Source organism: Stutzerimonas stutzeri, assembly GCF_000935215.1.
In the GTDB taxonomy this organism is placed as follows: Bacteria; Pseudomonadota; Gammaproteobacteria; order Pseudomonadales; family Pseudomonadaceae; genus Stutzerimonas.
Window position 1 is genome coordinate 1 of sequence record NZ_JXXD01000030.1, and the last position, 11,494, is coordinate 11,494.

11 protein-coding genes are annotated in these 11,494 nt (G+C 64.0%); 5 read left to right on the forward strand and 6 right to left on the reverse strand.

All coding sequences use genetic code 11. The features are described 5' to 3' along the window. The 3 genes from LO50_RS04895 to LO50_RS04905 all read left to right on the forward strand — a co-directional run. Positions 1-591: FAD-dependent oxidoreductase (locus tag LO50_RS04895; protein ID WP_044314288.1), on the forward strand; the 591-nt coding region annotated here is incomplete at its 5' end. A 152-nt stretch (positions 592-743) separates the two neighbouring features. Continuing rightward, complete coding sequence (locus LO50_RS04900) at positions 744-1,871, forward strand: DUF3182 family protein (protein WP_042923893.1); 1,128 nt, start codon at positions 744-746, stop codon at positions 1,869-1,871. Next, positions 1,858-2,634 carry an alpha/beta hydrolase family protein gene (locus LO50_RS04905; RefSeq protein WP_042923891.1) on the forward strand — a complete coding sequence of 259 codons (777 nt, stop codon included), beginning with the start codon at positions 1,858-1,860 and terminating at the stop codon, positions 2,632-2,634. Before LO50_RS04900 ends, LO50_RS04905 begins: the two co-directional genes overlap by 14 nt. A 63-nt stretch (positions 2,635-2,697) precedes the next feature. Here LO50_RS04905 and LO50_RS04910 read toward each other — a convergent pair whose 3' ends face one another. Genes LO50_RS04910 through LO50_RS04930 form a run of 5 tightly spaced genes read right to left on the reverse strand, consistent with a single transcriptional unit; the run spans position 2,698 to position 8,267 of the window. Further along, the gene (locus LO50_RS04910; RefSeq protein WP_173425578.1) at positions 2,698-3,726 is read right to left on the reverse strand and encodes an ion transporter; all 1,029 of its coding nucleotides are present in this window, start codon (positions 3,724-3,726) and stop codon (positions 2,698-2,700) included. After that, on the reverse strand, positions 3,719-4,309 hold the full coding sequence (locus tag LO50_RS04915) for a cob(I)yrinic acid a,c-diamide adenosyltransferase (protein WP_042923887.1): 591 nt from the start codon (positions 4,307-4,309) through the stop codon (positions 3,719-3,721). The genes LO50_RS04910 and LO50_RS04915 overlap by 8 nt, the downstream gene beginning before the upstream one ends. Before the next feature lie 16 nt (positions 4,310-4,325). Next, complete coding sequence (locus tag LO50_RS04920) at positions 4,326-6,341, reverse strand: sensor histidine kinase (RefSeq protein ID WP_042923885.1); 2,016 nt, start codon at positions 6,339-6,341, stop codon at positions 4,326-4,328. 46 nt (positions 6,342-6,387) lie between these two features. Continuing rightward, positions 6,388-7,299, reverse strand: a complete 912-nt coding sequence (locus tag LO50_RS04925; protein ID WP_042923882.1) for a putative 2-dehydropantoate 2-reductase — start codon at positions 7,297-7,299, stop codon at positions 6,388-6,390. 2 nt (positions 7,300-7,301) lie between these two features. Further along, positions 7,302-8,267: a response regulator gene (locus LO50_RS04930; protein WP_003299848.1), complete on the reverse strand. Its 966-nt coding sequence runs from the start codon at positions 8,265-8,267 to the stop codon at positions 7,302-7,304. Positions 8,268-8,424: 157 nt separating this feature from the next. Here LO50_RS04930 and LO50_RS04935 point away from each other — a divergent pair, with 157 nt between their 5' ends. Then, positions 8,425-8,904 (forward strand): YajQ family cyclic di-GMP-binding protein, encoded by a 480-nt coding sequence (locus LO50_RS04935; RefSeq protein WP_003299849.1) that lies wholly within the window; start codon positions 8,425-8,427, stop codon positions 8,902-8,904. Between the two features lie 89 nt (positions 8,905-8,993). After that, positions 8,994-9,818: a mechanosensitive ion channel family protein gene (locus LO50_RS04940; RefSeq protein ID WP_042923879.1), complete on the forward strand. Its 825-nt coding sequence runs from the start codon at positions 8,994-8,996 to the stop codon at positions 9,816-9,818. Positions 9,819-9,878: 60 nt separating this feature from the next. On the opposite strand, the gene LO50_RS04945 is transcribed toward LO50_RS04940, so the two are convergent. Beyond that, positions 9,879-11,494: AmpG family muropeptide MFS transporter (locus LO50_RS04945; RefSeq protein ID WP_044314290.1), on the reverse strand; the 1,616-nt coding region annotated here is incomplete at its 5' end.

Below are 11,494 nucleotides of genomic sequence, written 5' to 3' on the forward strand. Positions count from 1 at the left end.
CGCGAAATGAACGTGCCCGGCGAGCAGGAATACCGCGGCCGTGGCGTCGCCTACTGCCCGCACTGTGACGGCCCGCTGTTCAAGGGCAAGCGCGTGGCGGTGATTGGCGGCGGCAACTCCGGTGTCGAAGCGGCCATCGACCTGGCCGGCATCGTCGCTCATGTGACCCTGCTCGAGTTCGGCGAGGAACTGCGTGCCGACGCCGTGCTGCAGCGCAAGCTCAACAGCCTGTCCAACGTTCGCGTGCTGAAGATGGCGCAGACCACCGAGGTCAAGGGTGACGGCCAGAAGGTCACCGGCCTGGTCTACAAGGACCGCACTAACGACGAGCTGCACAACGTCGAGCTGGAAGGCATCTTCGTGCAGATCGGCCTGCTGCCCAACAGCGAGTGGCTCAAGGGCGCCCTGGAGCTGTCGCGCTTCGGCGAGATCATCGTCGACGCCAAGGGCCAGACCAGCATTCCCGGTGTGTTTGCTGCCGGCGACGTGACCACGGTGCCGTACAAGCAGATCGTGATCGCCGTCGGTGAAGGGGCCAAGGCCTCGCTGAGCGCCTTCGATCACCTGATCCGGTCGTCGGCGCCGGCCTGAATCGACGCGCAAAAAGAAGGGGAGCAGCCACGAGGTTGCTCCCCTTTTTCATTTCTGGCGCTCGGCGGGACGCTCAGTCAGAAGCGAACGCCTGCCGGCGCGCCGGGTCTCAGGACGTACATGCCGAGCAGTCCATGGAGCTGTCCACAACGATGATGAATGCGCAAACGCTGCAGAGCTCACGCCGGGTCGTGCTGACCTATGCCAACCGACCACGCGAGCCGCAGCACGAGAAGGTCGTCCACGCGGCCTTGGCCGAACGCCTGGCGACCTTGCTGGGGACGAGTTACGGCGGTGAGTACGACCCGCAGCGGCGCTATGACGCCCACCCCTACCTCGTTCCGTCGGGCACGGTGGTCGGACTGCGTGAAGCGCAGGCGTTGGGCCTGAATGAGGAAGGCGATCTGTTTGGTGGCGTCGTGCCGCAGGCCTTCGTTGAAACCAAGGCGATCACTCACCCGCTGGTGCGTCCGGATGCGGTCGCGCCGGTTGGCTGGTCGCGGGACTTCAGTACCCAGGTCAAGGGCAGCGTGCTGGCCGGCTACAGCGCCTTCAGCATCGAGGATGCGCGTGACGCCGGGCGGCGCCTTTTGCACGAAGGGCCGGTGCGGATCAAGCCGGTACGCGCCACGGGTGGCCGCGGGCAGCTGCGCGTCGATGATGCCGATACCCTCGATGAGGCCTTGTTTGCGCTCGATGAAAAGGAGCTGGCCCAGTACGGCCTGGTTCTGGAGGCGCATCTGGATCGCGTCATCACCTTCAGTGTCGGCCAGGTACGTGTCGGGGGCCGTCTGGCCAGTTACTACGGTACGCAGCGCCTGACTCGGGACAACGCGGGCAACGAGGTGTATGGCGGCTCGGATCTGGTGGTCGTCGATGGCGACTTCGAGGCGCTGATGGCCCTTGATCTGCCGGAGACGACACGTCTGGCCGTGCGCCAGGCGCAGGTCTACGACGAGGCAGCATCGGCCTGTTATCGGCATTTCTTCGCCTCGCGACGCAACTACGACATCGCTCAGGGCGTCGATGGCCGGGGCCGGTCACGTTCCGGCGTGCTCGAGCAATCCTGGCGTATCGGCGGTGCCAGCAGCGCTGAAGTGGCGGCCCTGGAAGTCTTCAGGCAAGGCACTTCGGCGCGCGCGGTGAAGGCGTCTTCGCTGGAGTTCTATGGGCGCGAGCAGGGCGTGCCGGCCGGTGCGCAACTTCTGTATCGGGACGAGGACGCCGATGTGGGTTTCATCACCAAGTGTGTAACGGTGGAGGACTATGGCGACGCATAGCGAGATGGTGAACATCCTGGTAGGTGATGAGCATATCGCCGGGACCTTCCTCTCACCGCCGGAGAAGATGCCAGGCGTGCTGTTCGTGCACGGCTGGGGTGGCAGCCAGCAGCGCGACCTGAACCGCGCGCGCGGTATCGCCGGGCTTGGTTGTGTCTGCCTGTCGTTCGATCTGCGCGGCCATGCGCAGACCCGCGCGCAACAGGAAAGCGTGACGCGGGAACAGAACCTCAATGATCTGCTCGCCGCTTACGATCTGCTGGCCCAACACCCGCATATCGACCCCTCCGCGATTGCAGTGGTCGGCACTAGCTATGGCGGCTACCTCGCGGCGATTCTCACCGCGCTGCGTCCGGTGAAGTGGCTGGCCCTGCGCGTGCCGGCGCTGTACCGCGACGAGGAGTGGCAGGTGCCCAAGCGGCAGCTCGATCGCCACGTCCTCAACCAGCTGCGCAGCCGGCGCGTGCTACCGGACGAGAACCGCGCGTTGGCCGCCTGCGCGGCGTTTCGCGGCGACGTGCTGATCGTCGAATCCGAGCACGATACCTTCGTCCCGCACGAAACCATCATGAGCTATCGTGCCGCCTTCCACGGCACCCACTCCCTCACCCATCGCATCATCGACGGTGCCGACCATGCGCTGAGCAACGAGCGCTGCCAGGAGGCCTACACCTCGATTCTGGTGAACTGGGCTACCGAGATGATCATCGGCGCGCGTCTCGACGAAAAATCCCCTGAGGGCTTCAAGGCAGTCGACGAGTAGCAGGTCAGCACTTGCCTCCGACGGCCCTTGGGGCGCGCAGCGGAGAGCATTGCGTCAGTCCGATCACTCGGGATGTGTCGGTGGGGGCGTGGGGCCGACGAAACGACTCCAGCGGCGGTCGAGCACCTGCTGCTTGAGCACTTCGATGACGTCGACCAGCAGTTCTTCCAGCGCCAGGTCGGTATTTTCGTCCTGGTAGACCCAGGCATCGAAGAACTCGTCGGCGAGATTGCCGGCCAGTGCCTGAAACTGCGGGCCACGCATGCCTTCCACGGCGCCCTGCAGCAGCCGCGCGGCGATGTCGCTGAGTGCATCGTCGAGCGTGCTGGCCAGGCGGTTGCCCAGTGGCAGGCGCCGCAGATTGTGCATCTCGGGATTGTTCTGCAGCGCCTGGTGAATCAGTTGGCTGACATAACCTTCGATGGCGCCGCGATTGTCGCGGTAGCCGGTCTCCAGCATGTCCTGCAGGCGCCGCGAGATGTCGTTGAGCAAGCGCTGTTTGCGCGGCCGCACCACTTCCTGCAGCAGCCGGCGCGAAAGGTCGTCGCTGGCGCCGATCTCCTGCTGCAGGCGGCCGAACAGGCGCACCATCACCCGGTCGGAAAGCTCCTCGATCAGCAGGTAGTAATAACGGCTGAAAAGGCCGTAGATGGCCCAGCCGCGCATGTCGATCAGCCCCAGGCGCTGCAGGCGGATCAGCAGCGTGCCGACACGCAGTACGCGCAACCAGCGCAGCCCGGCCAGGGGAATGCAGCCGAGCACGTCATACCAGTGCGCGAACGGGTAGTAGTACCAGCGTGCATAGCGGCGCTCGAACAGTGCCACGGTCCAGCCGAGCAGCACGTCGAGGACGAAGATCGCGACGAAGCCCAGGTCGATGTACTGGAAGTTGGCGTGGACACTCTGCTGGTAACGCGCGTGCAGCTCTGGCACGAGGTCCGCCAGCACTGCGCTAACAGGCTGCAGGGCGAACAGGCTGTCGAACAGAATCAGCGACAGGTTGATGCACACCAACAGGACGATGAAGGCTTCCCAGGCGGCGTGCAGCTGGTCGCGACGGCGGGCCTGTCGCGCCACGACCGGCTCAGTCATCCGCGGCAGGTGAAGCAGCGGCTGGCTGCCAGAGTATTTCACCGCAACCCTGGCGCCGAGCGATCAAGCGAGCGGCGACGAACAGCGCATCGGAGAGCCGGTTCAGATAGGCCAGCAGCACCGGGCGTACCGTTTCGCTGGCATTGAGCTGCTGACAGCGACGCTCGGCAGTGCGCGTCATGCTGCGGCACAGGTGGGCGAGGGCGATCAGCCGGGAACCACCTGGCAGGATGAATTCCTTCAGCGGCCCGAGCTCCTGGTTCCAGCGATCGATGGCCTGTTCCAGCCGCTCGATTTCGTTGTCCTGCAGCGCCTGGTAGTCGGGCATCGCCAGCTCGCCGCCGAGGTCGAACAAACGGTGCTGGCAAGGCGCGAAAACGCTGATCAGCTCGTCGAGCGTTGGCCACTGCGCCTGCGCATCGGCCAGTTCGGCCAGCAACAGGCCGAGCTGACTGTTGAGGGTGTCGACCTCGCCCATGGCCTCCACGCGAGGATGGTCCTTGGCAACCCGACGGCCGTCGCCGAGGCCGGTTTCGCCGCTATCGCCGGTGCGGGTGTAGATTTTCGACAGTCGATTGCCCATGTATCGGTTCCTTGGTTCAGGTCGCCATCTGCTCGCCGGGCGAGCTCAGCGGCAACCGCAGGGTGAACGTGGTGCCGTGGCCAGCTTGGCACTGCACCTCCATCTGCCCCTGATGGTTGTTGGTGATGATGAAATACGAGACGGAAAGACCCAGCCCGGTTCCCTGGCCGACTTCCTTGGTGGTGAAGAACGGCTCGAAGATGCGCTTGCGCACATTCTCCGGGATGCCGCCGCCGTTGTCCTCGACCTGAATTTCCGCCCACGGCGGATTCAGGCGCGTGCGCAGGATGATCTGTCCCGGCTCGTCGCTCTGATGGGTATGGATGGCCTGTGCAGCGTTCTTCAGCAGGTTGAGCAAGACCTGCTCCAGCTCGTTGCCGATGCACGGTACGCGGTCGATCCGCGGGTCGAAGTCACGAACGATATCGATGGCCTTGAAGTCGAAGCCTTCCATCAGGGCGAAGTCGTTTCCGGCGATCTCCAGTGCCTGATCGATCAGAACGGGCAACTGGCAGTCCGCCAGCTGACGGTTGCTCATGCGGCTGAAGCTGAGCATGTGGCTGACGATCTTCGCCGCGCGCGAGCCGGCCTGCTGGATACCATCGAGCAGCTGCGGCACTTCGCGGCGCTGCAGGTACTGGTTGACCGCTTCCAGGCGCACGCCGGTTTCCTCCGCGGCCTCGCGATTGCGCTCGAGCTCGGGCGAGAGCCGGCGGCGGATGTTCTGCGCGTTGTGCAGGATGGCGCCGAGAGGATTGTTGATCTCGTGGGCCATGCCGGCCGCGAGGCTGCCCACCGAGAGCATCTTTTCCGACTGCACCATCATTTCTTCCATGTTGATGCGCTGGGTGATGTCGTCGATGCGGATCACCACACCGCGGCCACCTGCGCCGGTCAGCGGGTAGCAGGTCAGCGCATAGTGGTGCGGCTCGTCGTTGCGCATCCAGGTCACCCGCTCGATCTTCGCCACCACGTGCTGTTCCGAAGTGCGCCGGATCTGCGCGAGAAACGGCTTGAGCGGCTCAAAGGCGACGAACACCGGCTGGTTGAGCGCGTCATCCAGCGGCGTTCCGGAGAGGGCGCTGGCTTCCTGGTTCCATTGGGTGACGTAGAGCTGTTCGTCGAGTGCGATCAGCGCCGAGGGCATCGAATCGATGATGCTGTTGAGGTACTTCTGAAAGCCGGTCAGCTTCTGCTCGATCTTGCTGCGCACCTGCACTTCCAGCTCCAGCTTGCGGTTGGAGTGGCGGGTTTCCTCGGCCAGGCCCTGGGCATGATCGAATGCCTCCTGGGCATCGTCACGGGCGCGCTTGAGCTGCTGCTCGCGGGCCTCCATGCGCGACAGCATGGTGTTGAAGGCATCGGCCAACCGGCCGATCTCGTCCTGGTTGCCGGGCTTGGCGCGCAGGGAATAGTCCTCCTCGCGGGTGACCTGGCGTGACAATGCTTCGAGTTCGCGAATCGGGCGGGTGATGAGTTGACGGATCTGCCGGGCGACCGACACCCAGAGCAGCAGGCTGGCGACGAGAATGGCCAGGCTGGCGGTCAGCGTACCGGTGTAGAAGGCGCCGGGCAGCTCGCTGCTGGCGACCATCAGCAGATGCCCGGCACTGCCATCGGCTTGCGGCAGCCTGACCAGCAGGTTGGCGCGAATCTCGCTGGCACGCCAATGCTCGACATCGCTGAGCTGCTCGGGCAGACGCAATCGGTCGCCTTGCTGGAGTTGCGCGAGGCTGTTGCCGTTGCGGTCGTAGATCATCGCGGCTCGCAGCGGCGCATAGCCGTCCAGGCGTTTGAGCAGTTTGCTGGCGGCTTCCGGCGAAGACAGCGCCCGCGCGCTCAGTTCTTCGGTAGCGAACAGCTCGCCGAGGGTGTGCATGGCCTGCGGCGCAACGCTCTGCCGTGAAATCCAGTAGGCCGCGCTGATGAACGTCAGGTTGGAAACCAGCAGAACGGCGGCAAGCAGGACGAGCAGGGCCAGCAGCAGTTTACGGCCGACCGGAAGGTTTTCGAGGCGCTGACGCAGGATCATTGGCGGGACACGGCATAGCAGAGAGTTTCTGCAGGGTAGCTGCGGCTCAGTCCGTGGGCAATCCGCGCTGGCTCAGGTGTTCACGCAGGTGGCGATGCAGTTCGTGCAGCCGGGGTAACGCGAGCCCCAGCGAGTCGGCGCTGCGGCAGGCATGGCCGAGCAGGTAGGCGATCTCGGTCCGCCGGCCGAGTCGAACGTCCTGATACATCGATGAATAGTTGGCGGCGGTGGCCTCGATCACCCGCAGCACCTCGCCTTGCAGATCGCTGGCCGCGGCTGGCTGACCGCCGGCTTCGAGCAGTTCGACGAGTTCTTCGCAAAGCCCGGAGAGCTGCTCGCGATGCTGCAGCAGCTCGCCATTACGGCAATCGTGGAGCACCGTCAGCGGATTGATCGCGCAGTTCAGCGCCAGCTTGCGCCAGAGCCGCGCCAAGATGTCGCTGGACCAGGTTTGCGGGATGCCCGCTCGGTTCAGTTCGTCCAGCCAGACCGGCGCGCTGCCGCCGTTCGGATCGCCCAGCCAGTTCTGCCCGCGGCCGGCGAACACCACATGGAAATCGTCTTCTCGATAGGCTCCTTCGGTACTCGACACGAAGATGCAACGTGCCTGCGGCCAGCGTTCGGCGATCGCCTGCTGGCTGCCGAGGCCGTTCTGCAACAGGAGTATTTCGCAGCCAGAGGCGAGGCGCGACGCCACCTGAGCGATTGCGCCTTCGGCGTCGTAGGCCTTGCATGCAACCAGCAGGCGCTGGATTGGTTCGCTCGCATCGGGCAGTTCTGCCGGGATAGCGTAGAGCCGAGATAGATGGTCGGCAGTCAGCGTGAGCCCGCCGGCGCGCTGGTAATCGGCGAGGCGCTGGGCAGAGCGCAGGATTATCCGTACTGTTGCGCCCGCTCCAGCCAGGCGGGCCGCCCAGAGGCTGCCGAGTGCGCCTGCGCCGAGGACGTGCCAGCTCACCCTCAGGCCGACTGCTTCAGGCGCAACGGCACGATGCGGCCGGTGCTGTAGGCGCTCGGCAGCAGGGCGGCCGCGCGCTCGATGATGGTTTCAGGCGCGATCGGCAGCGCATCAGTGTCGAGGCTGATCAGACTGATGCCCGCCTTGATGGATACGAAACCCTCGCTGGTCTTCAGCGCCCTGAGATTCAGGCCTTCATGCAGGCGTTTGAAGCTGCTTGGCGAGCACCCCTTGAGATCGTTGACCAGGGCCAGCAGGCCGAACTGGCTTTCATTGATTCGGCAAACCACATCCAGCGGGCGGACGAGCTGCTGCAGACGCGCGCCAATGGCACTGAGGATTTCCGCGTAGACCGCATCGCCATAGCGCTCGCGCAGCGCATCGGCGTCGGGCAGGCCGATCTGCAGGTAGTACAGCGCCGTGCCGCGGTTCTCCATCTGGCGCAGGCTGGCCGCCAGGCGCTGGTGCATGTAGCGGGCATTGCCGAGATGGGTCTGCGGGTCCTGCAGGCTTTGCCCTTCGAGGCTCGCGACATTCTCTGCGAGCTGGTGATTCTCCTGCTTGAGCCGTTGCAGCGAGCCGCATAGACGGTCGGCGGCGAAGATGCGCGGCAACAGCTGCTCGTTCATCGCCGACTTGCTGATGAAGTCGTCAACGCCGTGGTCGAACGCCTGCCCCAGGGCGTTCTCGCTGTCACGGCCGGTGAGCAGGATGATGTAGCTGTAGTGCCCGCTCTGGGCGTCGCGCTGGCGAATCTGGCCGGTCAGCTCGAGGCCGTCCATTTCCGGCATCAGCCAGTCCGCCAGCAGGACATGCGCGGGGCGTTGCGAATGCTGCACCAGTGCGTCGGCGGCGCTGCTGGCGAAGCGGATATCCTGGTAGCCGGCCTTGCTCAGCGCGCGACCGATCATGACGCTGGAGAATTTGGCGTCATCGACGACGAGAATGCTCAGGAGAGGGTTGGGCATGGCAAGCTCAATCAATTGAAGGGGGACGTCCTGTCACTCCTTGCCGTAGGGCGGGCGCTGACACGTCGAATCGTTATAATGACCGCGCTTTCTTAACCGTCAAGACATACGCGCTCGGCTCATGCGGCCGGTCGCGCTATACAGTGGAGGAATCCCCATGCCCTCGTTCGACGTGGTGTCCGAACTGGACAAGCACGAAGTCACCAACGCGGTCGATAACGCGATCAAGGAACTGGATCGTCGTTATGATCTGCGCGGCAAAGGCAGCTTCGAACATAAGGATCTGACCGTGCAGCTGACGGCGGACGCCGAGTTCCAATTGGAGCAGATGCTCGAGATCCTCAAGTTGAGCCTGGTCAAACGCAAGATCGATATCCAGTGCCTGGAGATCAAGGACGCCTACGCTTCCGGCAAGAGCACCAAGCAGGAAGTGGTGCTGCGCGAGGGCATCGACAAGGAGCTGGCGAAGAAGATCGTCGCCTACATCAAGGATGCCAAGCTCAAGGTGCAGGCCGCCATCCAGGGCGAGCAGGTGCGGGTCACCGGCAAGAAGCGCGACGATCTGCAGGAAGCCATCGCCCTGCTGCGTGGCCATGAATTCGGCATGCCGCTGCAGTTCAACAACTTCCGCGACTGATCCTCCCTCCGCGCCTCGGCGCGTGCATTCATCCCCCGCTTTCCGTCGGTGCTCGCGCTGCGGGCACCAATCCTCACAAGGAGTAATCCATGGACCTGAGCGTCGACTACCTGGTCGATCTTTCCGAATCCTGGCTGCCTGTGGTGCTGCAATACGGTGCCCAGGTGACCCTGGCGATATTGACCCTGCTGTTCGGCTGGTGGTTGATCAACACCCTGACCGGCAAGGTCGCCAGCCTGCTGCAGCGTCGTCATGTGGATCCGACTCTGCATGGTTTCATCGGCAGCCTCGCCAGCATCGTGCTCAAGGTGCTGCTGCTGGTCAGCGTGGCTTCGATGATCGGCGTGGAGACCACCTCGTTCATCGCCGTGATCGGTGCCGCCGGCCTGGCCATCGGTCTGGCGTTGCAGGGCAGCCTGGCGAACTTCGCTGGCGGCGTGCTGATTCTGCTGTTCCGTCCGATTCGGGTCGGCGAGTGGATCGAAGCCCAGGGCGTAGCGGGCACAGTGCATTCCATCCAGATATTCCATACGGTGCTCAAGTCTGCCGACAACAAGACCATCGTGGTGCCCAACGGCAGTTTGTCCAACGGTCATATCACCAACTACTCCCGCGAACCGCGGCGTCGTGCCGATATCAACGTCGGGATCGATTACGGCGCGGACATCAAGCTGGCGCGGCAGATACTGCTGGAAATCGCGCAGGACGAGCGCGTGTTGCGCGATCCCGAGCCGGTGGTATTCGTCACTGGACTGGGGGACAGCTCGGTCAATCTGTCGTTGCGGGTCTGGGTCGCGACCGGTGATTTCTGGCCGGTGACCTTCGGTTTCACCGAACTGTTGAAGGAGCGTTTCGACGAGGCGGGGATCGGCATTCCGTTTCCGCAGCGCGTGGTGCACCTGGTTCAGAGCTGAGGTCTTGCCTGAACGAAGCGAAGCCGGCATTTGCCGGCTTCGTCGTTTCTGCTTGTCGCCTCAGGAATGTTCGGAGGCTGTTTCGTGCGGCGTGTCGTCCGGCTGCTGGCGGGTTCTGCGCCACTGCCAGACGATCAGAATCAGCGTTGGCACACCGAGCAACGCGGTGACTAGGAAGAAGTCGCTGTAGCCGAGGTGTTCCACCATGACCCCGGAGTAGCCACCCAGCAGACGGGGCAGCAACAGCATGAGCGAACTCAGCAGGGCGTATTGGGTGGCCGAGAACTTCAGGTTGGTCAGGCTGGACAGATAGGCGACGAAGGCGGTGGAGGCGAGGCCGCCGCTGAAGTTGTCGCAGGAGATGGTGACGATCAACATGTTCAGATTCGCGCCCATCTCTACCAGCAACATGAACATCAGGTTGGTCGCTGCCGAGGCGACTCCGCCGATGAACAGGATCGGCAGGATGCTGAAACGCACGATAAGCAAGCCGCCGAAGGCCGCGCCGAGCAGCGTCATCACCAGACCGAACAGCTTGCTGACGCTGGCGATCTCGTCCTTGGAAAAACCCTGATCGATGTAGAACACGTTGGCCATCACGCCCATCACCGTATCCGACATTCGGTAGGTGGCGATCAGCCCCAACAGCAGCAGCGCCTGCCAGCGGTAGCGCAGGATGAAGTCGGTGATCGGCGTCAGCACCGGCCCCATCAGGATGCGCCCAGGTGCCGACAGGCAGCCCCAGCAGATCAGCAGGTACATGGTGCCGCGCGGCCAGTAACCTCCCCAGTAGGACTGGAACATACCGGTGGTCGACACCATGAGGATAATCAGCACGATCACCGATACCGCCTGATGAGCGAAGTCGAAGCGCGCCGGTCGCTGGCGTTGCTTCGCTTGGCTGAAGATATGCCGTACCGGCACGAACAGCGCCCGGCCCATCGGCGAAATGCTGCCGAGGATGAATAGTGCATACAGCGTCGCCCGCGGCCAGGCCTGGGCGATCAGCGCGTTGATCATCGCCGGTATCGAGATCAGCAGCACCAGCAGCAGGCCGACTGCAGCGAGCTGATGATTGAAGGTGTAGCGCGAGGGCTCGTTGGGCAGCGGCGGGGCGGCGTCCGGCTCGCGGATCACCAGGCTGGTGATCAACCCCGGAAGGATCAATAGGGCGAAGGCCAGATAGGTCGTGGTCCAGGCTGCCTGGTTGTAGTCGAGGCTGCTAGAGCCCAGCCATTCGGCGAGGAAGAGCGCGCCGGCGCTGGCGAGCAGCATGGCGATGCGATAGCCGGTCATGTAGCTGGCCGCCAGGGTCGCCTGCAACTTGTCCTCGGCGATCTCCAGGCGATACGCATCGATGGCGATGTCCTGGGTAGCCGACGAAAACGCAACGACCACCGCCAGCGCGATGAGCATCGTGAGGTTGTATTGCGGGTTGCAAAGGGCCATGCCAACCAGGCCGATGGCGATCAGCGCCTGCGACAGCACCAGCCAGGAGCGTCTGCGCCCGAGCGCGCCGATCCAGGGCAGTCGCCACTGGTCGAGCATCGGCGACCAGACCCATTTGAATGCATACGCCAGGCTGATCCAGCTGGCAAAGCCGATAGTTTCCCGCGAGACGCCCGCTTCGCGCAGCCAGACCGACAGCGTGGAGAACACCAGAACGGCGGGAAGAC

Coding starts and splice junctions, on each gene's coding strand:
- LO50_RS04910 (WP_173425578.1), bottom strand. CDS start 3,726: ATGACTGAGCCGGTCGTGGCGCGACAGGCCCGCCGTCGCGACCAGCTG.
- LO50_RS04900 (WP_042923893.1), top strand. CDS start 744: ATGATGAATGCGCAAACGCTGCAGAGCTCACGCCGGGTCGTGCTGACC.
- LO50_RS04930 (WP_003299848.1), bottom strand. CDS start 8,267: ATGCCCAACCCTCTCCTGAGCATTCTCGTCGTCGATGACGCCAAATTC.
- LO50_RS04935 (WP_003299849.1), top strand. CDS start 8,425: ATGCCCTCGTTCGACGTGGTGTCCGAACTGGACAAGCACGAAGTCACC.
- LO50_RS04915 (WP_042923887.1), bottom strand. CDS start 4,309: ATGGGCAATCGACTGTCGAAAATCTACACCCGCACCGGCGATAGCGGC.
- LO50_RS04940 (WP_042923879.1), top strand. CDS start 8,994: ATGGACCTGAGCGTCGACTACCTGGTCGATCTTTCCGAATCCTGGCTG.
- LO50_RS04905 (WP_042923891.1), top strand. CDS start 1,858: ATGGCGACGCATAGCGAGATGGTGAACATCCTGGTAGGTGATGAGCAT.
- LO50_RS04920 (WP_042923885.1), bottom strand. CDS start 6,341: ATGATCCTGCGTCAGCGCCTCGAAAACCTTCCGGTCGGCCGTAAACTG.